This window comes from Streptomyces sp. CC0208, assembly GCF_003443735.1.
Classification (GTDB): Bacteria; Actinomycetota; Actinomycetes; order Streptomycetales; family Streptomycetaceae; genus Streptomyces; species Streptomyces sviceus.
In genome coordinates, this window is sequence record NZ_CP031969.1 from 4269981 (window position 1) to 4292284 (window position 22304).

24 protein-coding genes, 1 pseudogene and 1 riboswitch are annotated in these 22304 nt (G+C 70.6%); of the genes and pseudogenes, 12 read left to right on the top strand and 13 right to left on the bottom strand.

The window, feature by feature from the left end; all coding sequences use genetic code 11:
* Window positions 1–109 precede the first annotated feature (109 nt).
* Complete coding sequence (locus tag D1369_RS19520) at window positions 110–1045, top strand: LAETG motif-containing sortase-dependent surface protein (protein WP_037900827.1); 936 nt, start codon at window positions 110–112, stop codon at window positions 1043–1045.
* 64 nt (window positions 1046–1109) lie between these two features.
* On the opposite strand, the gene D1369_RS19525 is transcribed toward D1369_RS19520, so the two are convergent.
* A complete protein-coding gene (locus D1369_RS19525; RefSeq protein ID WP_007383447.1) occupies window positions 1110–1685 on the bottom strand; it encodes a dihydrofolate reductase family protein in 576 nt (191 codons plus the stop codon).
* 117 nt (window positions 1686–1802) lie between these two features.
* On the opposite strand from D1369_RS19525, the gene D1369_RS19530 reads away from it, so the two are divergent.
* Window positions 1803–2036 (top strand): hypothetical protein, encoded by a 234-nt coding sequence (locus tag D1369_RS19530; RefSeq protein WP_037900825.1) that lies wholly within the window; start codon window positions 1803–1805, stop codon window positions 2034–2036.
* Window positions 2037–2080: 44 nt separating this feature from the next.
* Window positions 2081–2299, top strand: a complete 219-nt coding sequence (locus D1369_RS19535) for a hypothetical protein (RefSeq protein ID WP_007383445.1) — start codon at window positions 2081–2083, stop codon at window positions 2297–2299.
* 348 nt (window positions 2300–2647) lie between these two features.
* Here D1369_RS19535 and D1369_RS19545 read toward each other — a convergent pair whose 3' ends face one another.
* Window positions 2648–2995: a metalloregulator ArsR/SmtB family transcription factor gene (locus tag D1369_RS19545; protein ID WP_037900822.1), complete on the bottom strand. Its 348-nt coding sequence runs from the start codon at window positions 2993–2995 to the stop codon at window positions 2648–2650.
* Between the two features lie 81 nt (window positions 2996–3076).
* Window positions 3077–3283: riboswitch (cobalamin riboswitch) on the top strand.
* Window positions 3284–3311: 28 nt separating this feature from the next.
* On the opposite strand from D1369_RS19545, the gene D1369_RS19550 reads away from it, so the two are divergent.
* Entirely contained in the window at window positions 3312–4406 is a 1095-nt protein-coding gene (locus D1369_RS19550) for a HoxN/HupN/NixA family nickel/cobalt transporter (RefSeq protein WP_007383443.1), read from the top strand.
* Between the two features lie 22 nt (window positions 4407–4428).
* Here D1369_RS19550 and D1369_RS19555 read toward each other — a convergent pair whose 3' ends face one another.
* From D1369_RS19555 to D1369_RS19570, 4 genes are all read right to left on the bottom strand, one after another.
* Window positions 4429–5391, bottom strand: coding sequence for a nucleoside hydrolase (locus D1369_RS19555; protein WP_007383442.1), 963 nt, complete (start codon window positions 5389–5391; stop codon window positions 4429–4431).
* A gap of 90 nt (window positions 5392–5481) precedes the next feature.
* Entirely contained in the window at window positions 5482–6714 is a 1233-nt protein-coding gene (gene thrS / locus D1369_RS19560; protein WP_037903503.1) for a threonine--tRNA ligase, read from the bottom strand.
* A 300-nt stretch (window positions 6715–7014) separates the two neighbouring features.
* Entirely contained in the window at window positions 7015–7206 is a 192-nt protein-coding gene (locus tag D1369_RS19565) for a DUF397 domain-containing protein (protein WP_007383440.1), read from the bottom strand.
* A 5-nt stretch (window positions 7207–7211) separates the two neighbouring features.
* Entirely contained in the window at window positions 7212–8093 is an 882-nt protein-coding gene (locus D1369_RS19570; RefSeq protein WP_007383439.1) for a helix-turn-helix transcriptional regulator, read from the bottom strand.
* A 176-nt stretch (window positions 8094–8269) separates the two neighbouring features.
* Between D1369_RS19570 and D1369_RS19575 the strand changes: the two genes are divergently transcribed.
* The 3 genes from D1369_RS19575 (at window position 8270) to D1369_RS19590 (ending at window position 11930) form a co-directional block, all read left to right on the top strand.
* Window positions 8270–8707, top strand: a complete 438-nt coding sequence (locus D1369_RS19575) for an ATP-binding protein (protein WP_037900820.1) — start codon at window positions 8270–8272, stop codon at window positions 8705–8707.
* 668 nt (window positions 8708–9375) lie between these two features.
* Window positions 9376–10311, top strand: coding sequence for an alpha/beta fold hydrolase (locus D1369_RS19585; RefSeq protein WP_237557649.1), 936 nt, complete (start codon window positions 9376–9378; stop codon window positions 10309–10311).
* 158 nt (window positions 10312–10469) lie between these two features.
* On the top strand, window positions 10470–11930 hold the full coding sequence (locus tag D1369_RS19590) for an NF041680 family putative transposase (RefSeq protein WP_007383435.1): 1461 nt from the start codon (window positions 10470–10472) through the stop codon (window positions 11928–11930).
* A 47-nt stretch (window positions 11931–11977) separates the two neighbouring features.
* Here the strand turns inward: D1369_RS19590 and D1369_RS19595 are convergent, their stop codons facing one another.
* Both D1369_RS19595 and D1369_RS19600 read right to left on the bottom strand, forming a co-directional pair.
* On the bottom strand, window positions 11978–12382 hold the full coding sequence (locus tag D1369_RS19595) for a hypothetical protein (protein ID WP_007383434.1): 405 nt from the start codon (window positions 12380–12382) through the stop codon (window positions 11978–11980).
* Window positions 12383–12433: 51 nt separating this feature from the next.
* Window positions 12434–12754: pseudogene (locus D1369_RS19600) on the bottom strand (transposase); the annotation flags it as partial.
* A 211-nt stretch (window positions 12755–12965) separates the two neighbouring features.
* Between D1369_RS19600 and D1369_RS19605 the strand changes: the two are divergent.
* Window positions 12966–13265, top strand: a complete 300-nt coding sequence (locus D1369_RS19605) for a hypothetical protein (RefSeq protein WP_007383432.1) — start codon at window positions 12966–12968, stop codon at window positions 13263–13265.
* Window positions 13266–13492: 227 nt separating this feature from the next.
* Here the strand turns inward: D1369_RS19605 and D1369_RS19610 are convergent, their stop codons facing one another.
* A complete protein-coding gene (locus D1369_RS19610) occupies window positions 13493–14395 on the bottom strand; it encodes a DMT family transporter (protein WP_050789901.1) in 903 nt (300 codons plus the stop codon).
* Window positions 14396–14512: 117 nt separating this feature from the next.
* Between D1369_RS19610 and D1369_RS19615 the strand changes: the two genes are divergently transcribed.
* Complete coding sequence (locus tag D1369_RS19615) at window positions 14513–15052, top strand: TetR/AcrR family transcriptional regulator (protein ID WP_037900818.1); 540 nt, start codon at window positions 14513–14515, stop codon at window positions 15050–15052.
* A 91-nt stretch (window positions 15053–15143) separates the two neighbouring features.
* On the top strand, window positions 15144–15920 hold the full coding sequence (locus D1369_RS19620; protein ID WP_037900817.1) for a hypothetical protein: 777 nt from the start codon (window positions 15144–15146) through the stop codon (window positions 15918–15920).
* A 201-nt stretch (window positions 15921–16121) separates the two neighbouring features.
* Here the strand turns inward: D1369_RS19620 and D1369_RS19625 are convergent, their stop codons facing one another.
* Together D1369_RS19625 and D1369_RS19630 are read right to left on the bottom strand one after the other, a co-directional pair.
* Window positions 16122–17096: a GAF and ANTAR domain-containing protein gene (locus tag D1369_RS19625; protein ID WP_007383428.1), complete on the bottom strand. Its 975-nt coding sequence runs from the start codon at window positions 17094–17096 to the stop codon at window positions 16122–16124.
* 234 nt (window positions 17097–17330) lie between these two features.
* Window positions 17331–18677, bottom strand: coding sequence for a helix-turn-helix transcriptional regulator (locus D1369_RS19630; protein ID WP_007383427.1), 1347 nt, complete (start codon window positions 18675–18677; stop codon window positions 17331–17333).
* Window positions 18678–18800: 123 nt separating this feature from the next.
* On the opposite strand from D1369_RS19630, the gene D1369_RS43010 reads away from it, so the two are divergent.
* Window positions 18801–18974, top strand: a complete 174-nt coding sequence (locus tag D1369_RS43010) for a hypothetical protein (protein WP_007383426.1) — start codon at window positions 18801–18803, stop codon at window positions 18972–18974.
* A gap of 22 nt (window positions 18975–18996) precedes the next feature.
* Here the strand turns inward: D1369_RS43010 and D1369_RS19635 are convergent, their stop codons facing one another.
* Window positions 18997–19560 carry a TerB family tellurite resistance protein gene (locus tag D1369_RS19635; RefSeq protein ID WP_037900814.1) on the bottom strand — a complete coding sequence of 188 codons (564 nt, stop codon included), beginning with the start codon at window positions 19558–19560 and terminating at the stop codon, window positions 18997–18999.
* 158 nt (window positions 19561–19718) lie between these two features.
* On the opposite strand from D1369_RS19635, the gene D1369_RS19640 reads away from it, so the two are divergent.
* Window positions 19719–20957 carry an amidohydrolase gene (locus D1369_RS19640; protein ID WP_007383424.1) on the top strand — a complete coding sequence of 413 codons (1239 nt, stop codon included), beginning with the start codon at window positions 19719–19721 and terminating at the stop codon, window positions 20955–20957.
* Here D1369_RS19640 and D1369_RS19645 read toward each other — a convergent pair.
* The gene (locus tag D1369_RS19645) at window positions 20954–22294 is read right to left on the bottom strand and encodes a hypothetical protein (protein ID WP_007383423.1); all 1341 of its coding nucleotides are present in this window, start codon (window positions 22292–22294) and stop codon (window positions 20954–20956) included. The genes D1369_RS19640 and D1369_RS19645 overlap by 4 nt on opposite strands.
* Window positions 22295–22304 lie beyond the last annotated feature (10 nt).

The window sequence follows — 22304 nt, forward strand, 5'->3', positions numbered from 1 at the left end:
ATTCCGCAAGGAGATCCACGATGTGCAAACACCGTGGCCCATGGGACCAATGGGCCCAGTGTTTCTAATGTTTGCTGTTACCACTCACTCTCATCCTGACGGGATACGTATGTCCATAGCGAGACGTGTCACCATGCGGCGCCTGTTGGGGACGGGCGCCGCGACGCTCGCCTTCTCCGCCGCCCTCGCCTCCGTCGCCTCGGCCACCGACTGCCCCGGCGGCAAGGGCTGGCAGGACGGCGGAAGCTACAAGCCGGGTACGGGCGCCGGCTCGAAGACCGAGACCGACCGCTGCGAGTTCTCCCTCGACGGCAAGAACTTCTTCGCCTCGGTCAAGGTCGACGACCTGAACCTGAAGCCGACCGACGACGGCAAGGTGCACGTCAAGGTCCGCGCGGCGGGCGACGCGTCCACCTGCACCGCCTCTCTCGCGTCCTACCGCGCGCACGGCCCGACGTTCGCCACCTCCGGCGAGCAGGTCTTCCACGACTTCGACACCGTGACCGTCAAGGCCGGCTCCGTCGACTCCCTCGACATCTCGATCCCGGACGCCGGCTGCTACGCGCAGATCGACCTCTACCGGGGCAACACGAAGTTCGACGGCAACCTCGACGCCAAGGACGGGCTTCCGCACGGCGACCTCCCCAAGGGCCCGGACCACCCGGTCATCAAGGACAAGCTGATCGCGGCCTGGAACGGCGGCACGAAGGACTGCACGACCACGCAGACCACGCCTCCGGCGACCCCGCCGGCCTCGGAGACCACTCCGCCGGCCTCGGAGTCGACCCCGCCGGCCTCCGAGTCCACGCCGCCGGCGTCCGAGAGCACGCCCCCGGCCTCCGAGACCCCGGGCACCCCGACCCCGTCCGCCTCGGAGTCCACCACGGCTCCGGCCGTCCCCACCCCGAACGGCGGCGGTGACAACCTCGCCGAGACCGGCGCCAGCAGCAACACCCCGCTGATCGCGGGCGGTGCGGCGGTGCTGCTCGCGGGTGGCGCGGGCATCGTGCTCGCCACGCGTCGCCGCAAGGCTTCGCGCGCCTGACCTTGCACCTGACCCTTTCCGAGGGGCCGTCCCACCGTTCGCGGTGCGGGCGGCCCTTCTCGGTTCAGTGCAGGATGGGCCGGTAGACGAGCTCCTGGATGTTCCTGTCGAGCGTCCGGCTCTCCAGCAGCTCCAGGTCGAAGTCCTCCGCGCCCCGGAAGACGGGGTCCAGCCCGGTCCGGCCGGTGATGACGGGAAAGACCGTCACCTGCACACGGTCGACCAGGCCTGCGGCCATCAGGGCCCGGTTCATCGCCAGGCTGCCGTGCGAGCGCAACGGCACGTCGGACTCCTTCTTGAGCCGCGCGACGACGTCGAGGGCGTCCCCGCTCACCACGCTCGCGTCCGGCCAGCCGAGAGAGTCCTCCAGCGTGGACGACACCACCGTGGTCGGCAGGTTCCTCATCCGGGTGACCCAGGGGTCCCGCACGTCGTCCCCCTCACTGCTCTCGGCCAGCATCCGCGCGAAGGCCCGGAAGGTGGTGGCCCCGAAGACCATCCGCTGCTCCGCGCCGTACAGGGCGAGGCGGTGGTCGAGCAGCTCGGGGCCCTGCTTGCCCCAGTAGCCGCTCCAGTCGCCGCCGGCGGCGCCGTAGCCGTCGAGGCTGGAAAAGACGTCGAAGGTGTAGGTGGCGGTCATGTCGTTCTCCGGTCCTCTCGAGGGGCTTCCGTCGTTCCGGTAGACCCGGCACCTCTCCGGAACTCATCGCCGTGCCCGTGATGGCCCAATAAATCGAACACATGATTGAATCCCGGCATGCGATCGTTCCCCGACGACCTGGCCCGGGCACAGCGTGAGTGGAGTGCCACCTACCGGCAGCTCGCCGAGCGCCCCGGCCGTACCGAGCTGCGCCGCCGCCTGCACCGGCTCTCGGTCCAGCTGTTCTTCCACCCCTACTGGCAGCAGCGGCGCCCCCGCCCTGCGGAGTGGTGGGAGCTTCGTGACCTGGGGCGCCGCGGCAACGACGTGCGCGAGCGGTCGCACTCATGACGGACCGAAGTGCGGGACCCTACGTCCCGGACGATCCTGAGGACATGTCCGGACCGATCCGCGTGATCGTGCACCCCCCGTCCCCCACCGGCGGCCGCCGCGTCCGCGTGGACGGCGAGATCCTCGGCCTGGCCCACAACCTGACCGACGTGGCGGAGTTCCTCCGGCGGGCGGGCCTGGAGATCGACGCGGCGGAGGTGGCGCAGTCGCCGTGGATCGAGTGGAAGGGGGGTGGGCCGGAGCGGTGGGGGGTGGAGGGGTGACGCGGGTGGCTGGTCGGGAGCGCGCGCCGAGCCACGACGAGTTCACCGCAGGCCCCAGCGGACGCAGCGGCTGCTGAGCCGCCCCGGACGGTACGAGGCGGCGCACCTGCCCCAGGTGCGCGCGCGGCGGGGGCGCGAGTGCGGCGTCGACGACGCCGAGCGCCTGCACCAGGCGGAGAAGCACAGCCGGTGATCCACCTGCTCCACACGTCCGGCCGGGTCCGGCTGCTGCGGGATCCAAAGCTGCAAGCGGCCTGGTACGCGGAGAGGTTCACCGGCCTCCACCGATGTGTCGGTGCCGAAGAACGCGGGCGCTGGACCGGCTCGTCCGAGGACTGCCCCTCGGCCTCAGGACACCTGCTCCAACAACCCCCGCACCGCCTCGTCCACCACCCGGTACCGCACCACCCGCCCCTCCTTCTCCCCCGCGACCACCCCCGCCGCCCGCAGCAGCCGTAGCGCCTGCGAGACGGCGGGGTCGTTCATGCCGGTCGCGATCGCGAGGTCGGAGACGGCCAGGGGGCCGGTGCGGTGCAGGGCGAGCAGCAAGGACAGGCGGTTCGGGTCGGCGAGGAGGGCGAAGCGGTCGGACCAGGTGCGGACGTGTCCCGGGTCGCCGATCGCGGCGATGGCGTCGCACACCCGGTGTCCGTCGATCGTGCGGCGGTCGGCTCGGTCGGCCGGGACGAGGTGCATGGCGCTCATCCTCGCAGGCGGCCCCGTGTGATCTTCCATACCTGCGCAGGTGTGCAGCTATGCAGGAGCCCCCGCTCCCGCCTACGGTGGGCGGGCCGTGGTGCTCGGGAAACCGGTGACGACCCCTCAAAGGTCCATGCCGGTGCGGCCCTCGCCACTGTGATCGGGGAGTTTCCCTCCCACGTCCCTCGCGGGACAGTCACTGGCCGTCACCATCAGGCCGGGAAGGCGGGCAGGGAAACGCACGACCCGTAAGCCAGGAGACCGGCCACGGCAGCTCACGCGTTCATCCACGAGGTGCTGGAGTGACCACCGTATGACCGATCCTGCGCTGCCCGAGACCACCGCCTCCTCCCTCCGCTGGCGGCGCGAGGACACCGTCAAGACGGCCGGTCTGATGGCCGCGATAGCCGCCCTGCACGTCGTCGCCTTCGGCATCCTCTTCCTGCTCGTCGTCCCGGAGCACTACGAGGTGGGCGACAGGGCCTTCGGCATCGGACTCGGCATCACCGCCTACACCCTCGGTATGCGGCACGCCTTCGACGCCGACCACATCGCCGCGATCGACAACACCACGCGCAAGCTGATGGCGGACGGCAAGCGGCCGGTGTCCGGCGGGTTCTGGTTCGCGCTCGGGCACTCCAGTGTCGTGGTCGTGCTCGCCGCGCTGATCGCCGGCGGCACCCAACTCGCGGGCAAGGTCATGAACGAGGACTCACGTACCCACCAGGTCCTCGGATTTCTCGGTACGACGGTCTCCGGGTCGTTCCTCTACCTCATCGCCGCCCTCAACCTGGTCGCCCTCATGGGCATCCTGAAGGTCTTCCGGGCGATGCGGGAGGGGACGTACGACGAGAAGGAACTGGAGCAGCATCTCGACTCGCGCGGGTTCATGAACCGGATCCTCGGGCGGCTCACCAAGTCCATCACCCGGCCGGGGCAGATGTTTCCGCTGGGCTTCCTGTTCGGGCTCGGCTTCGACACGGCCACGGAAGTGACCCTGATGGTGATGGCCGGGTCGGGTGCGGCCGCGGGTCTTCCCTGGTACGCCATCCTCTGCCTCCCCCTCCTCTTCGCCGCCGGCATGAGCCTGTTCGACACCCTCGACGGCACGTTCATGAACTTCGCCTACCAGTGGGCCTTCTCCAACCCCGTCCGCAAGGTCTTCTACAACCTCGCCATCACCGGGCTGTCCATCGCGGTCGCCTTCTTCATCGGCACGATCGAGCTCGTCGGCGTCCTGCACGACAAGTTCGACCTCACCGACGCCCTCACCACCTGGATCGCCGACATCGACCTCGACAACGTCGGCTACGTCATCGTCGGCCTGTTCGTGGCGGTGTGGGCGGCGGCGATCGCCTACTGGCGGCTCGCGAAGGTGGAGCAGCGGTGGGGCGTCAGCAGTTCCTGAGGGACCGGACGGGGCTCGGTGACTAGACCCCCTCCACCGCCGTCAGCCACAGCTTCACGTACCGCTCCACATCCACGTCCAACCCCACGTCCACGAGGGTCACTTCACGCTCGCCCTCGTGGATCTCGGACTCCCCGGGACGGCGGCGGCGGTCGACCACGGTCTGGCCGCGGGTCGGGCCCGGGGCCAGGCTCACCTCCACCGGCAGGAGTTCGGTGGTCAGCCCGTCCGGGTCGACGACCGCACAGACCGCGCCCGCGTCGCCGAGGCCGCCCGTGGGGGTGGGATCACCGGAGGTGGCCGGGTCGCGGTGGGCGAGGAGTTCCCCGGCCATCCGCAGGCTGGGCTCCGAACTCGCCCGCAGCCGCTGGACGTCGGCGGCGGGGACGACGACCCGCTCGAAGACGTCCAGGCCGTACATCGTGATCGGCACCCCGGCGGTGAGCAGCACGGCGGCCGCCTCCGGATCGTGCCAGACGTTGAACTCCGCGACGGGCGTGGCGTTCCCGGTCGCCACCGCACCGCCCATGAACACGATCCGCTCGATGTTCCGCACCACGTCGGGATGGGTGCGGAGCAGCAGGGCGATGTTCGTCAGCGGCGCGGTGGGGATGAGGGTGACCGGCGTCGGGGAGGCAAGGATCTCCCGCCTGAGCAGGGTCACCGCGTCCACGTCGACCGCGACCCGGGTCGGCGCGGGCAGCCCAAGGTCGCCCATGCCGTCGAGGCCGTGCACGTGGTGCGCGGCGCGCACGGGCTCGATCAGCGGCCGCGCGGCACCCCGGGCGACGGGGATGTCCCCGGCCCCGGCCTGTTCCAGAACGGTCAGCGTGTTGCGGACGACGCCGTCGACGTCGGTGTTCCCGGCGACACAGGTGACCGCGCGCAGGTCGATGCCTGGATGCCGTACGGCGAACAGCAGGGCCAGGGCGTCGTCGACACCGGTGTCGCAGTCGATGATCACCGGGATGGGCTGACCGGTCACGGCGGGGATCCTTTCCTCACTGGCGTACGTCACTGAAGTACGTCACCGAAGTACGGGTCCGACGTACGGGTCCGACGTACGGGTCCGACCTTACGCAGCCGCCCAGAGTTCGGCCCCGCGATCACCGGCCCGGGCACCGATCCGTTCCAGCAGCTCGTCGACCGGCACGGCTCCCGGCCTACGGCCGTCCCGCAGCCGTACGGCCGCACAGCCGGCGTCGGCCTCCCGCTGCCCGATCACCGCCTGGTACGGCACGAGGCGCGCGGCGCGGACGCGGGCGCCGAGGGTGCCGTGGCCGGGGCCCGAGAGTTCGGCCCGGATGCCGCGCGCTTCGGCCCGCCGTACGAGGTCATGGGCCCGTTCCTCCTGTTCCTCCGCCACCGGCAGGATTACCAGCTGCACGGGGGCGAGCCACACAGGGAAGGCGCCGCCGTGCGCCTCGATGAGATGGGCGACCGCCCGCTCCACGCTCCCGATGATGCTGCGGTGGACCATCACCGGCCGGTGCTTGCGGCCGTCGCGGCCGATGTAGTGGAGGTCGAAGCGTTCGGGCTGGTGGAAGTCGATCTGGACGGTGGAGAGAGTGGATTCCCGTCCTGCCGGGTCGCTGATCTGTACATCGATCTTGGGCCCGTAGAAGGCGGCCTCGCCCTCGACGGACTCGTACTCGATGCCGTCCAGGACCTCTTCGAGGAGGGCGGTGGCGCGGCGCCACAGTTCCGGGTCGGGGACGAACTTTCCATCGCCGTCGCCGGGGAGGGACAGCCGGTACCTGGCCGCCCGGATGCCGAGGTCGTCGTAGGCGCGCCGGATGAGTGCGAGGGCGGCGCGGGCCTCGGCCACGGCCTGCTCCGGGGTACAGAAGATGTGGGCGTCGTTGAGCTGGATGGAACGGACGCGGGTCAGACCGCCGAGGACGCCCGACAGCTCCGAGCGGTACATGCCGCCCAACTCGGCGAACCTGAGCGGCAGTTCACGGTAACTGTGGGACCGTGACCGATAGATGAGGGCGTGGTGCGGACAGAGGCTGGGCCGCAGCACGACCTCCTCGCCCTCGCCCTCGCCGCCGCCCAGCCGCATCGGCGGGAACATGTCGTCGCTGTAGTGGTCCCAGTGCCCGGAGATCTCGTACAGCTCCCGCTTCCCGAGCACGGGCGAGTACACGTGCCGGTACCCGGCGGCCCGCTCGGTCTCCCTGACGTACTCCTCCAGCACATGCCGTACGACGGCCCCGTCGGGCAGCCAGTACGGCAGCCCCGCGCCCATCAGCGGATCGGTGTCGAACAGATCGAGCTCACGGCCGAGTCGGCGGTGGTCGTGCATCGGCTTCATGGGGGGTCTCCCTCGCTCATCGTGGGGCGAGGAACCGACGGGAACAACAAAACCCCGGGGCACTCGCCCCGGGGCTTCGGACTGCGTCAGCTGTCAGCGCGCCGGGACCTGCTCCGGCGTCGTCGTGATCGACGGGATGGCGATGGCTTGGGCACGCTGCATGGGGTGAGGGTAGGGGGAGGGGTGGGGGTGGGGCGAAGGGTTTTTCGGTGCGGTGGGGTGGGGTGGGGTGGGGCGACCTGTTGGGGCGTACCCGCGGCTGCTGCCGTCGTGCGAAGCGGGTCAGGTCAGTCAGGGGTGGGCCTCGTGCAGGGACCGTATGAAGGTGGTCCAGGTGTCTGGGACGACCTGGAGTATCGGTCCGTCGGGGGTCTTGGAGTCGCGGACGGCGATGGTGCCGGGGCGATTGCGGGCGACTTCGACGCACTCGCCGTGCGCGTCGCCGCTGCTGTGGGTGGACTTCCTGAACTCGTAGTCGGACACGGGCCCTACATCTCCTTGCGGATGCTGTCGATGAGTCTTACGGAGTTGCTGTGCGCGAGTCCGAGCCGCGTGATCCGATCGAAGGTCGCGTTGTGATGTGCGGCGTCAGTCTCGCTCTCCAACCAGACCTTCGTCGACGAAGTATCCACCTGTACGACGTCCAGAGCACCGGGCTCAGCGAAGGAGACGACGGTGAAGGCACAGGTCATCCCGGGGTGGGCACCAGCGATGAACGGGACCAACTGGACCCGCACGTTGGGCAGGTGCGCCGCCTCCAGCAGATGCTCCAGCTGAGCCCGCATGACATCCCGGCCACCGACCAGTTGACGCACGGCCCCCTCGTGAAGCAACGCCCAAAGCTGTAGCGGGCGTTCGCCGCCCAGCCTCGCCTGCCGGGCCATCCTCGCCTCGACGAAGGTCTCGATCTCGTCGAGGTCGTCCCAGGATCCGTTCCCGACCGCGAGAGCACGGGCATAGTCGGCGGTCTGCAAAAGGCCGGGCACAAAGGTGAGTTGCCAGGTTCGGAGTTCCGTGGCGATGTCCTCCAGGGCCACGTACTCGATCTGGGCCGTCAGCTGCGGGTACCGGTTCCACCAGCCCTTTGCCTTACGCCGTTCCCGATCCGCCTTGGCGAGCGCGAGCAGCTTGCCGATAACTGTCTCGTCGGTCTCGCCGTACAGATGAGACAAGGCCCTGATGTCGGGATCGCGCAACGGCACCTGCCCGCGCTCGATCTTCGCCACCTTGGTGACGGACGCGGTCAGAGCTTCGGCGGCATGTGTCTGCCGGAGATCACACGCCTCTCGCATCCGCAGCAGCTCACCACCGAGCCGTCGCCCCAGAACGGTAGTAATGGTCTTCCCACGGTCGGGGTTCCTGCCTGCCACGCGTACTCCCCTTCACCAGGGCCAGCAATATTTCTGTCCTGTTCGATTGCTGGCCAATTCCCCTAGAGGCTACCGTCAGTACTCGATCAGCCACTCAGGGAAACCAGTTGGCGGAAGTGCACCGTGCTGCCCGCACGGCGGAGCCACCTCAACTCCCCCACACCCCGGAGGATCCCGTGACCGACTCCTGCCCTCCCGGCCCACCCAAGTCCTACGCCCGTTACGACGAGGCCAGCTACATCCCGTACCCACGCAGCATCCCCCTCGCCAGGAGACGCGTCGCCGAACTCACCGTCGACTGGGGACACCCGGCCCTCGCCGGCGACGCGGCGCTGCTGGCAAGCGAGTTGTGCACGAACGCCCTGCTGCACGGCTGCCTACGAGACCGCCTCTTCCGCGTCGAGACGACCCTCACCGACACCGCACTCCGGATCGCGGTGACCGACCCGAGAGGAGAACGCCTCCCCGGCTCCCGACCGTCCCACCCCGACGACCAGTTCGGCCGAGGCCTGCTCATCGTCCGCGTGCTGGCCGGTCGTTGGGCGGTGGAAAGACTCACGGTCGGCAAGACGGTATGGGCGGAACTGGACCTCCCGAAGACGCGCGGTGCGTAGCCACACAGAGGCGACGAGAGCCACGGCCTGGCGTTGGCCTTCTGTCCACAGGTCGTCGCGTTGTCGGTAGCGGACAACGACGGCACGGGAACGGCACCCAAGATCCTGGGCATGGTCGATACGACACCCGGGCGATGGAAGCCCCTTCGTGTGAGGGGCGTGTGGATCAGAGAAACTTACGCCCCTTGCGTGGCCTCTTCCCAGGTCGAAATCATTAGCAGGGTCTCCGTGAGCATGCTTTCCGGAGCCGTTGCAGTACAGCAATCATCATGGCCTCAGCTGACTGCCGACAACCGGAGACAGCCGCCTGACCAGTCCACCAGAGCTCAATAGCCACCCAGCAGAGAGTTCGGGACAAAGAGGTTGCGCCGCTAAGGTGCGCGGCATGACCGACGACGCCCTGGCTTGTCCTGAGTGCAGCCGGCCCCTGGCTGCGGGCGGTCTCGTGCTGTCCAGGCGAGACGACGGCCAGAGGGTGTGCCGCTCTCTGTGGCGATGTGCTGCCTGGCACACCTGGTGGCGGTGGACGGATCGGCCAGAGGAACCGTTGGAAGTCTGCGCAGCTCCGGAGCTGTTCCGTTGACAACCAACTACCGCTGGACCAGTCGACGAAGGCAGCTACTGGCGAGCGTAGATTGAACTCCTAAGCTTGTTCATTATCTTCGGACTTGAACGAGGCCAGGGTGCGGGTCGGCCAGCGGTATCAGGGCTGGCCGTCTCTCTACGATGTCGCCATGCCGATCTCTGGGCGGGAACAGCCGCTGATACGCGTTCTGTATGACGAGTCCCGCCATGACCTGCGGGATCCGGCTCATCCGCGTCCCGTCCGTCTCTACCTATGGGAGCCGGAGCATCCGCTGGCCGTACCCGCCCCGCTGGTCGTTGTCTCGCATGGCACCGGGGGCTCGGGCGGCGACATGGAGTGGCTGGTGCGTCCGCTGCGCGAGGCGGGATTCCGGGTGATGGCCCTTGACCACCACGGCAACAACTTTGTCGACGGTTACGAGCCTGAGGGGTTTCTCCACGTGTGGGAACGGCCCCGGGACGTCTCCTTCGCCCTCGACGCGCTCGCTCGGGAACAGCCCCTCGGTCCGGTCGGCGCAGCAGGTTTCTCCCTCGGCGGCTATACGGCGGCGGCGCTTGCCGGGGCCCGCGTCGATCCGCAGATCGCGTGGGCCGTGCTGTCGGGGGCGGTGCCCTTGCCTGGCATACCCGAATTCCCCGGCGTGCTGGAGGCGCTGCGGAAGAAATATCCGGAAGACGAGTCGTCGCGGCTTGTGCTGGATGGCGCTGGAGCAGACCTCTTGGATTCCCGGATGCGAGCGGTCTTCCAGGTGGCCCCAGGCGTCGGCGGTTTCGTGACCCCGGAAAGTCTGGCAACCGTGCAGGTGCCGGTGGAGATCCGCTGGGGAGGGGCGGACACGGTCAACCCGTATGAAGTCGATACCAGGCCGTACCTGGAGCACATTCCCACGGCGAATGGCCGATCGGCAGGCCCCGACGTTCGCCACGACGACTTCTTCGCGCCGGAACCTGCTGACCCGACCGTCCGGGTCCGGGTTGGCAGGGAGGCGACCACCTTCTTCCTGCAGCACCTTGGCTGACCCCGCGCGGTGCACAGTTCGGGACCCCGGTTCTGTCCCTACCTCGAACAGCGTCCCGAACTGTGTCGCTCACCTGGGAGTTCGCGGGACGTGGGGGCGTCCTTCGCCTGATCGTGTGTTCCGACCAAGGAATGCACGTGACCGAGACGAAGGCCGTGATGGTGAGTGTGCTGGCTGAAGGGCTCCGACAGGAGGCGTTCGCGGAAACGTCACGCTTCCGAGGCGAGTTCTACGAGTGTCTGACCGCCCGGCGGGATGAGTTGTTCGAGTTGGTGGACGCGGTGCTGTGTGCGGATGGCCCGGTGAAATCGCCGGTGGATCTGACGCTGGTGCCCGAGCATCGTCGTGGGCACGGCGCGTTGTACGGAGCCCTCAACCGCGGCCGGATCAACGTCGACCGGTTGCGGGCCCTGCTGGCCGACATGTCCCTGCCGCGCTTCGACGGCGGGCGCCTCGTGCTCGCGGTCGACGTGTCACCGTGGCTGCGCTCGGACGCGGCGTGCTCGGCGGACCGGTTGTTCTGCCATGTCTACGGGCGGGCGAAGTCCGCCTCCCAATTCATCCCGGGCTGGCCCTACTCCTTCGTCGCTGTTCTGGAGCCCGGGGCCACCTCATGGACCGGGATCTTGGACGTGGTCCGGCTCGGGCCCGAGGACGATGCGACCGCGGTCACCGCCGTCCAGCTCCGCGCCGTGGTGGAGCGGCTCATCGCAGCCGGCCAGTGGACGCCTGGAGACCCGGACATCACGATCGTCATGGACGCCGGCTACGACGTCACCCGCCTGGCCTGGGTCCTGCGCGCTCTGCCCGTCGAGCTGGTCGGGCGGATCCGCTCGGACCGTGTGATGCGCTGTCCGGCGCCCTCGCGTGAGGAGTTCCATCGCGCCCATCCCCGCGCTGGCCACCCGCCCAAGCACGGGCCGGAGTTCCGCTTCGCCAAACCGGAGACCTGGCCCGAGGCGGCGATCACCACGGCCACCGGCACCGTGAACTACGGCAAGACCGAAACCCAGGCGTGGGACCGGGTCCACCCGCGACTGACCCACCGCTCGGCCTGGCTGGAGCACGACGGTGAACTCCCCATCGTCGAGGGCACCTTGGTCCGCCTCAAGGTCGAGCACCTCTCCAAGGACCGGGAAGCCCCGCCGGTCTGGCTATGGTCCTCGAAGACCGGAGCCGCCCCGGCGGACGTGGACCGCTGGTGGCAGGGGTTTCTGAGGCGCTTCGACCTGGAGCACACCTTCAGGTTCAAAAAACAGACTCTCGGCTGGACCACCCCGAAACTGCGTACACCCGAGGCCGCGGACCGCTGGACCTGGCTCCTGGTCGTTGCGCACACCCAGCTCCGCCTCGCCCGGCCACTGGCCGCCGACCTCCGTCGGCCCTGGGAGAAGCCAGCCAAGCCCGAACGCCTCACCCCGGCCCGGGTCCGCCGCGGGTTCAGGAACATCCGAGCCCACCTCCTCTGCCCCGCCCGTGTTCCCCAACCTCGTGGTACCGGTCCCGGACGGCCACCTGGCACCAAGAACCGCCGTCCCGCACCCCGCTACGACGTGGGCAAGACCGTCAAACGCCCTGAGACGCTCAAGGCCATCGGCAGACCCGGTAGATCCTGGTAGATAAAGAACAAGCTAAGAAGATGTCTCAGTTGGCGTTGGAGCCCTGCCTACAACTCGTACCAATCATTCAATTCACCAGGCGTCCCTGTCTGGATGAAGTCGTGAACGATGTCCCAGGCATGATCCATGGACAGTGCGACGTCTGCGGTGAACACGTGTAGTTCGTCCATGATCACCACTTCGACCTCAGCGCTCGGTGCCACGCAATCATCGCCTCCACGAAGAGACACTCCGCCAGAGTCGTCGAAGAGGTGAAGGACAGCGTGATCTCCTTTGAAGCCCAGAGCCAAGTAGGGGAGATCGCCGTCTGGCCGCCGGATCTCAAGGTAGCCCTGGCCGAGGCCGGTTCCGAGGGCCTTGATGTGAGCCTCAAGGTCCTGGACATTCGAGTGCCGTTCGAGCCCTGAGAAGAAGCCGGTCTCCAGTGCCGTCGCCGCCCACACCACGTTCATTCCTGCTCCTCCCGTCCTCGTCACGCTACCTGGCCCTCTTCCCTGCCGCTTTCAGGAATGTCCGCCCTGTGCACATCGGCGGTAGCAGATGAGGGCACTGGCCAATCCAACGAAGGCGAGGAAGTGTTCAGCCTTCCGTTCACAGCGACGATGCAGTCGGCGGCAGCCGTTCAGCCATGACATCGTGCGCTCAACCACCCAGCGATGCCGCCCCAAACGAGCCGACGACTCGACACCGCGGCGGGCAATCCGAGGCACTATCTGCCGTCGCCGTAGCCAGTTACGCAAGTGGTCGAAGTCATAGCCCTTGTCTGCGTGCAGTTTGGCGGGCCGCCGACGGCGGGGACCGTATCGCGAACGGATCGGCGGGATGCCGCGCATGAGCGGGATCGTAGGCCCGACGGCCAGATGTGGGACTGGGACCCCAACCCGTGCTGCATCCGCACCGCGTGCGGGCCGACTCCGGATGCCACAACCCGTGAGGCCGAAGGCTTTCGGCAGGTGGCCGGTGAGTCCAACTCGGTTGACATGGTGGTGCCGCTGTGAGGTGATCCATGCTCCGTGATCCTGTGGGGGAGTTGCCTTGTCGTACGTAGCCGTGACGCTTGCTGGTGCCGATACGCCGGGAGAACATCTGCGACTGGGGGCCTTCACGGCCATGGCCGCGGTCTTCTTCATATGGCTCGGGCGACGGCAGCTCAGCACGGGGCGGCACGCGCTGGCGCACAACGAGACGATGAGAAGCGCCGATCGGCTGATCCCGCCGCCGCCCCCGAGTCACGGATACCGCACAGGCGGGCGCGTGTACATCGTCGTTGGCTGCGTCTTCCTCCTTCCGGCCGTGTTCAACCTCGTGTCCGCGATCCTTGGCATCGTCGGATGAGCGGTCGGGGGCGGCGGGGAATCATGGCCACCTGTCGAAGGCCGGCAATCGTCTGGACGCCGTCACGGATCTGATGGGACCCGCGATCGGTGTCATGCCGCTGGCCGTAGGCCCATCGCGGGAGCGGCACTGCTCGTGATCAATCTGTGGGTGGCCTGGCGTCGTCGGAGCTGCTGGAGAGCCGGACGCGGTGGTGACATCCAGGAGCTCATCCATCAGCCCACCCTTCACTGGCGAGGCCCGGCGCCCTCGGCCTGCCCGGTGCGGGCGCTCGCCCCGCGCACCACAACCACCGCCGCCAAGGCGACCGCCAAGCCCGCTGCGGTCTGGACGGTGAAGGGCTCGCCGAACATCACGGCGCCCCAGACCGCGGTGACCGGGGCCATCAGGAACATGAGGGTGTTGACCTCCGTGACTCCGGAGCGCTGGAGGACGAGCCAGTAGAGGCCGTAGCCGCCGAGGGTGGAGAGGGTCACCAGCCAGAGCGTCGCCAGCCAGAAGGAGCCGGTGGTGGGCGGGGTCGCGGTGCCGGTCGCGAGGGCGGCGGTCGTGAAGACGACGGCGCTGGTGGCGCAGTGGACGGTCATCGACACGGCCGGGGTCACCGGGGTGCGGGAGCGGCGGTCGAGGAAGGTGGCCGCGACCAGCGAGAGCATCCCGGCGAACGGGACGAGGTAGGTCCACCAGGCCACGCCCGTGGTCGCCGCCGCGTCGGCCGTGGTGACCAGGGCGACCCCGGCGAGGCCCACGCACAGTCCGAGCCACTGCCGGGCCGAGACGTACTCGCGCAGCAACGGGCCGGCGAGGGCTCCGGCGACCAGCGGCTGGGTGCCGTCGATCAGGGCCGTCGTACCGCTGGAGACGCCGAGCTGGATGGCGTAGTAGACGGTGAGCAGGTAGCCGCTCTGGGAGAGCAGTCCGATCAGGGCCTGGCGGGCGAGGTCGCGGGGTGCCAGGGCACGCCAGGGGGCGCGGCCCCGCCGGACGGCCACCACGGTGAGGACGGCCGCCAGCGGGAGGAAGCGCCACATCAGGAGCGTCATCGCACCGGCGTCCTGCGTGCCGAGCTTGGCGCCGACGAATCCCGAGCTCCAGCACACCACGAAGGCGGCGGAGAGCAGGACGTTCATGAGAGTCACCACCCGTGACTAGACAGATCTGTATACCTCCTTGCGTCGGCCACTATACAGATCGGTATAGTCGGCAGGGTGGGAGACAACGGTGCACGGCAGGTACGGCGGATCAGCATGACCCCGGGTGCGCGGCGCGCCCTCGCGGCGGCGTCCCGGCTGTTCTACGAGCGGGGCATCCACGCGGTCGGCGTGGACCTGATCGCCGCCGAGGCCGGGGTGACGAAGAAGACGCTGTACGACCGGTTCGGCTCCAAGGAGCAGATCGTCGTGGAGTACCTCGCCGAACGGGACGAACGCTGGCGGGCGTACGTCATGGAGCGGCTGGAGGCGGCGGGGCCGGGGGCCGTCGACCGGGTCCGCGCGGTCTTCGACGCCTCCCGGGAGTGGATGGACGACAACAGCCCCAAGGGGTGCGCCATGGTCAACGCCCACGCCGAGATCAGCGACCCCGCCCATCCGGCGTACGCGATCATCGCCGGCCAGAAGGCGTGGATGCTCCGCCTCTTCACCGACCTGGCCCCCGACCGGGCCCGCGCCCTCATGCTTCTCCACGAGGGCGCACTGGTCGCCCACGGACTGCGCGTCTTCGCCGACCCGATCGCGGTCGCCCGCGAGGAGGCGACCGCGCTGGTCGGGGGCGCGCAGGGATCGTAGACGCGGCTCGGCTCCGGGTACCGATCCCAGCACGTAACCCATACGGCCCGGACCACTGGTGGCCTCCGCGAACCCGGTGATCACTGGAGGCATGACCCCGCCCCGCGCCGCCGCCCGTGCTCTCGCCCTCTGTGGGCTCCTCGCCGCCACCGCCTGTTCCGCTCTGTCCACCCCGCCCACCGCTCCCAGGCCGCCGATCACACGGCCCACCAGCGCGCCGCCGCCGTCCCCGAAGACGTCTGCCGCCCCCTCCTCCGCCCTCACCGAGGCCATGGCGCAGGCCGCGCTCGTCACGGACGCGGACCTCGGTGAGCCCTGGACGCCGACCCAGGGGGTGGCCACCTGGCACGACGGCGTGCTGAAGGCGAAGGCCGACAAGCGGGAGTGTCAGCGGCTGCTGGACGCGCTGTACGCGGACGAGTTGTTCGGGGCCGATGCCCAGCCCCGTGCGGTCGTCGGCATGGACGACGAGTGGAACAAGGCGCAGATGCGGTATCAGGTGCTCGCGCGTCCGCCGGCGGAGATCGACAAGACCTTGGCCTGGCTGAAGGAACTGCCGCGGACGTGCGCGCAGTTCGGGGCCACCACGACCACGGGGGCCGTCTTCGGGGTGCAGGTCACCGAGGCGCCGTTGCCGGAGGTGGGGAACGGCCGGCAGGGGCTGCGGGTGTGGCTGACCGGACAGTCCCCGGACGGTGAGCCGACGACACTCACGCTGGACGTCGCCGCCGTCCGTGTGGGGGAGGACGCGATCAGTGTGACGAACGGCGGCTTCGGTGACGTACAGACGCAGGCCACGCAGGCCGCCGTACAGCTGGGGGCCGAACGGCTGACGGAGATCAGGAAGCAGGGGCGGGTGGAGATCTGAGCGGTCCGTCCCGGGGCGGTCCCCGGGGCGGGGCCGGGTCCGTCCGGGGCGGGGCCGGGTCAGTCCCCGGGTCGGGGTCGGGGCGGGGCCGGTCCCCGGGGCGAGCCGGGTCGGTGTGCCGGGTCCGTTTCGGGATCGGTGCCGGGTCGGTCCCCGGGGCGGGGCCGGATCGGCGCCAGGTCCGTCACGGGCGGGGCCGGGTCAGTCCCGGTCGAACCGCTTCAGGTGCCAGACGACGTCGTGCGCCACCTCGGGCGCGGTGCGGCTGTCCGCGAAGGCGTCCGCGCGCAGCCGGGCCAGCGCCTCGTCCGAGTCGACACCCAGCTGCACCATGATCATGCCGACCGCCTGGTACACCTCGTCGTGAGCCTTGCCCAGGCCACTGAGCCAGAGGTCGTCGGCGGGGCCGTTCTCCTGTCCCCGGGCCAGGGCCGTCAGGGCCACGGTCATGACACTGGCCACGAGCTCGGCGATGCGCACCTCCCGCCGGGTGAGTCCACCGGGGACGTCCCGGTAGAGGTCGAGGGTGCCCACGCACACGGTGTCGTTGCCGAGCGGCATCGCGTACACCGCCCGTACCCCGGCGGCGGTGGCCTGCTGGGCGAACACGGGCCAGCGGTCGGCGTCCGGGCCGGACGTCAGATCGGTGGCGAGCACGGCGGCGCGGGTCTTCGCGGCGGACGTGCAGGGTCCGTCCCCGAGGGTCGCCTGGAGGTCCGCCAGATGCGCGGCCCGGGCGCTGCTGGAGCTCAGCTGCACGGGCATGCCGTTGCTGCGCAGCGACACGCTCGCGTCGGCCACGGGCAGCAGCCTGACGGCGGCCACGCACAGCTTGCCCGGAATCTCGGCGGGGTCGGCACCCCGCGCCCCTTCCGCGAGGACATCGGAGACCCGCACCTGATCCGGCTCTCCCGCGTGGCCGGCTTCGTGGGCGGGGTGGGCCTCGCGGGGGTGGCGGGTCTCGCGGCCGCGTCCGACTCCCCGGTCCCGTTCGTCCCGGCGTACCCGACCGCCGCCGCCTTCGCGTTCCGTCGTCCGTCGCGATTCGTCGCCCGGTGTCCCGAACGAGCCGGAAACGTTGTCCGGTCCGGCGAACGCTCCGGCTTCGCCGCCCGATCCGGGGGACGGACCCGGCTCGTCGCCGTGGATGTCGCCGCGGTCGTCCGTGGGCGGCACGACCACCGCCTCCTTCGGTCGGTGCGGGTCCTGTCCGTCATCGGCCCCCAAGCGGGCTCACCGGGGCGGGGGGGTGCCGCTCGTGGCGTACCCACCCAGGGGCACCGCCCGGCTACCCCTGGTCCACCGGGCGAAACGCCCAGGACGGGCACGGCGGATCGGCCCTCCCCGCTGTCCTGACGGCGTACAGAACCCCCCGGACAGGCACCCCGTCGGCGGGCAGGCCCGGAACCGTCACAGAGGCGGCTGTGCGGGTGCCGGTCCGAGCGTGGTGGTGCCGGGGGCCGTACGGTGTCCGAGGCCGGTCCGGTACGCGTCCAGCGCCGCCTCGACCCTTCCCGTACGGCGGAGCAGATCGCCCAGCAGGCGGCACAGGTCGGCCAGGTCACCGGCGGCGCCGGCCCGCTCCAGCAGGCTCAGGGCCCGGACGTAGTGCTCCTCGGCGGCCTCGGTGTCCCGGGCGTCCTCGGCGATGATCCCGAGGAGGCGGTGGGCGGCGGCGGAGTGCAGGGCGCCGCGCTCGGAGCTGAGGTCGCTGAGCACGTCGTGGAGCAGGGCCGCGGCCTCCTCGGACTTGCCGCGCCGGTGCAGCACGTCGGCGAGCTCGACGGCGGCCTGGCTGGAGTAGAGGGCGGCCCGCTTGGCGGAGAGCATGGCGAGGGCCTGCCGCAACTCGGCCTCGGCGCGCTCCAGTTCGCCGTTCTGGGCGTAGACGTATCCGCGCATCCAGTGGCAGTTGGCGAGTTCGGTGCGCAGCTGGAGCTGCCGGTACAGTTCGGCGGCCTTGGCGAGGGAGGCGTCGGCCTCGGCGAGGCGGCCCTCGGCGAGCAGGGTGCGGGCGACGGAACGGTGCATCCGGGCGACGAGGGCGGGGTCGTCGGAGCGCGGGGCGAGGGCGAGGGCGAGTTCGGCGGCCTGGGCGGCGCGCGCGTGGGCGCCCATGTCCATGTAGGGGCCGATGACGCTCGCGTAGAGGAGGAGCAGGGCGTCGGGGTCGTGGAGGCCACCGCGGTTGAGCTCGTCGATGGTGGATTCCAGCAGGTAGACGGAGTAGCGCAGTTCACCGGTGAGGTAGTGGGCGAGGGCGCGTCCGCGCAGGGCGGGAACGCGGGCGGGCAGGGGTACGTCGTCGCCGAGCGCCTTCTCCGCGCGCTCGAAGTACTCGCGTGCGGCGCCGAGTTCGCCGGTCTCCACGGCGCACTCCCCGAGCCCGAGCAGGGCGGCGGCCCGCACCTCGGCGAGGTCGAGCCCGTCGGCCTCGGTGAGCAGCCGGGCGTACTGCGTGGCGGACTCCTCGGCCTCCCCGGTGGCGAGGGTGCGCTGGGCCTCGGTGAGGCGCAGCCGCAGATCGGTGACGAGACGGGCGGGGCGGCCGGTGGCCAGTTCCTCGAAGCCGACGCCGAGGCGGTCGGCGAGGTGCCGGAGCGCGTCGTCGGAGGGCCGCACCCGCCCGGACTCCAGGGTGGAGATGTAGGCCGGCGTGTAGGCCGGTTCGGCCAGCTGTTTCTGGGTCAGCCCGCGTTCGACCCGCAGCTGCTGCACCCGTCGCCCGATGATGCCCGGGTCGTCCCGCTCCGACATGGCCAACTCCCCAAGCGCCTCTTGCCGTTCGGCTCGCGCAGCCCCTAGGTTAAACGGCGTATTAACCCTGCTTAATACACCGTCACCGTCCTGGGTACTCACCGCCACCGCTGCGAGGTCGCCGTGCCCGAACGCACCAGCACCACCGCACGCTACGCCAGGGGATTCGCCGCCGCGGTCGTGGCCGTGGCCACGCTGGTCCTGGCGGCGAACGCGGGCCCCGCGAAGGCGTCCGAGCCGCGCCCCGCCCAACAGGCCCCGCAGGCCTGGCAGCCGGTCGGACCCGCCTCGGACTGACCGCCCGGCCGGGGAGCGGCTCTCAGAGCTGGAACTCCGCGGGCGCGAGACCAAGGGCCCCGCAGGCCTCTCTCAGCACCGCCTGCTCCGCCTGGGAGAAGTGGCCGTCGGCACCGGCGATGACGATGCCGGTCTGGATCACCGCACGCGCCTCGGTGGGCTTCTTGGCGGCCTTGGCGATCTCCTGGAGCGCCTCCGCCTTGCCCTGCGGGAAGTTGCGGGTGAGCTGGTCCACATGCTTGTGGAAGCGGGTGCGCAGCTGCTCCGGCGGGAAGTTCTGCAGCACCTCGTTACCGAGGATCAGCGACTCCATCTGCTGCATCTCGGACGCGTCCACCTGGCCGTCCGCCGCCGCGACCAGGGCGCACATCGCCATGCTGGCGTCCCGGTACGCGCCGCTCTTCAACTCGGTCTTCAGGGAGCCGAGCTGGGTCTTCAGCACACCGACGAGCTGGGCGCGCGAACCGCCGCGCGAGCCCCCGTGCGACCCGCCGTGTCCGGCCCCACCGGTCGTCGTGCCGCGCCCGCCCTGCGCCTGCTGCTGCAGGTTCTTGGCCTGGTCCTTGAGCCGGTCGAACAGTGCCATTGACGTCACCTCGGTACTCGTCTGAGTGATCTCACCCGGTCAACGGACAGGTCCAGGTAAAGGTTCCACCAAGTGCCGTCAGCAGATCTCAGGAACTCCGCGCCGCTGCAGGGTCGAGACCCTCCGGTACCGGCGCCCCCGGCGCCTACGCTGCCCGCATGACGTCTTCCGCCGCCGCCCGCACCGCCCTGGAGCTCACCGCGGACCTCCCGGTCCCCGACCTGGAGGACTTCTACCGGGACCTGCACCGCCACCCCGAGCTGTCGTTCCAGGAGCACCGCACGGCGGCCCGGCTCGTCGAGCGGCTGGAGGCGGCCGGGTTCGAGACCGCCGAGGGCATCGGCCGCACCGGCGTCGCGGGCCTCCTGCGCAACGGCGACGGGCCGACCGTCCTGCTGCGCGCCGACATGGACGCGCTGCCCGTCGAGGAGCGGACCGGGCTGCCGTACGCCTCGAAGACGCCCGGGGTGATGCACGCCTGCGGGCACGACCTGCATGTGACCTGGCTGGCGGGGGCGGCGAAGGCGCTCGCGGACGGGCGGGACGCCTGGTCGGGGACGCTGCTCCTGGTGGGCCAGCCCGCCGAGGAGGCGGGCGGTGGGGCGGCCGCGATGGTCGGCGACGGGCTGTACGACCGTTTTCCGCGCCCCGACGTCCTGCTCGGCCAGCACGCGGTACCGGGGCCCGCCGGGCTGTACCCGCACGTGCCCGGCCTGATCATGTCGGCGACGACGGACGTGGAGATCGTGGTGCACGGCCGGGGCGGGCACGGCTCGCGCCCCGAGACGACGGTCGACCCGGTCGTCACGGCCGCCTACATCGTCACGCGGCTCCAGACGGTCGTCAGCCGGGAGATCAGGCCGCGCGAGTCGGCCGTGCTGACCGTCGGCCGGATCGAGGCGGGCACGGCCCCGAACATCATCCCGTCCACCGCCCGCATCTCCCTCAACCTGCGCACCCAGTCCGAGGCGGTACGGGAGCGGATGATCGCCGCGATCCGCCGCATCGCGCAGGGCGAGTGCCATGCGGCGGGCTGCCCGCGCGAGCCCGAGGTGACCCTGGGCGGCTCGTTCCCGGCCACGGTCAACGACCCGGAGACCGACCACCGGATCGCCGCCGTGCACCGCGAGGTCTTCGGCACCGACACCGTCTTCGACTCGGGCCCGGCGATGGCCAGCGAGGACTTCTCGAAGCTCGCGCTCGGCGAACTCCCGTACTCCTACTGGTTCGTGACCTGCACGCCGGCCACCACCTGGGACGCGGCGCCGGGCGCCGACCTGCTGGAGAAGTTCGACGCCGTCCCCAGCAACCACAGCCCGCACTTCGCCCCGGACCTGTCGACGGTGGCGCCGGGCGTGCGGACGCTGGTGTCGGGAGCGCTCGCGATGCTCGGCTAGAACGGCGTGGCCTGCAGCTCCCGCAGCTGCTTGCGCACGTTCTCCAGGGCGCCGGGGCGGCGGCCCGGGACGCGGGTGCGCAACTGGGCGAGCAGGGTGCCGAGTTCCTGGGCCCGGGACTTGTCGCGCACCTGGCCCCACTGGTGGTGGGCCCGGTCGACGGCCTTCTCCACGCCCGGCGAGTCCGGGGCCTGTCCGGCGGCCAGCCGGGTCTCGGCCACCGTCAGCCAGATCCGGCAGCTGCGCGCCGAGTCCCTGGCGAACATCGCGAGATCCGCCCGGACCTCGGACCAGTGCAGGGCCTGCTCGGAGGCGGGACCGTGGGCTCGGGCGGCGGCCTGTTCGTGCGCCGCGGCGAGCGCGTCGGCCTCCTGGTGGCGACCGGCCTGGACGGCAGTGGTCACCTGGACATGAGGGTCCTGCGACTGCGGAGGAGCGGCGGCCGCCGCCTGCGGGGCCCCGTCCACATCCACCGCCCCGCCCGCCGCCTGGGCACGCGGCCCCCCGGCCCGGTACGCAATAGGCGCGGCCACCGGCACCGGCGGCACGGTCAGCACCGTGTCGCCGTACGCCTCGGGACGGCGGGGGCCGTCGGGCTGAGGAGGAGCCACGGCCGCCGCCTGCGGGACCCGGCCCGCACCCACCACCCCGCCCGCCGCCTGGGCACGCGGCCCCCCGGCCCGGTACGCAACAGGCGCGGCCACCGGCACCGGCGGCACGGTCAGCACCAGGTCCCCGTACGCCTCGGGGCCCAGCCTGGTGAACGCCTGCTGATGCAACTGCTCCACCGGCGGACGCCAGCCGCTGCGCAGAATCGTCGCGATCGTCTTCATGTACGCCGGAGAAGCCACCGTACGCCGGGACGGCGGGGGCGCAATCCGCCCGAGCACCGCGTTGTTGCGGCCGGAGTCGAGGGTGTGCGTCCGCAGCCACCCCCACGCGTCGGCGTCTGCGTGCAGGTCGACGAAGAGGGTCGTGGAGCCCGGGGAACGCAGCCGGAACTCCTCACGGATCCACTGCCAGGGCAGCGCGGTGTAGCGCACGGTGGCCGGTGTGGTGCGGGCCAGCGCGAGGTGGGGCAGGTGCTGGCGGCGGTCCAGGGCGAGCTGGCCGGTGACGAACACGGTGAGCGGGCCCGGCGTGGCCGCCACGGCACGCAGCCGGGTCAGGACGGCCTGCGGTTCCAGGGGGTCGGCGAGTTCGACGACGTTGGCGGTGTCGGTGCCGGAGAGCACGGCCGGCGGCACGGCCGCGAGGACGGGAAGCACGGACGCCGCGTCCACCAGGCGGCTCTTGCCCACCGGTGAGGCGGCGAGCAGCAGCACGGTTCCGGGCATCGGTCCCTCC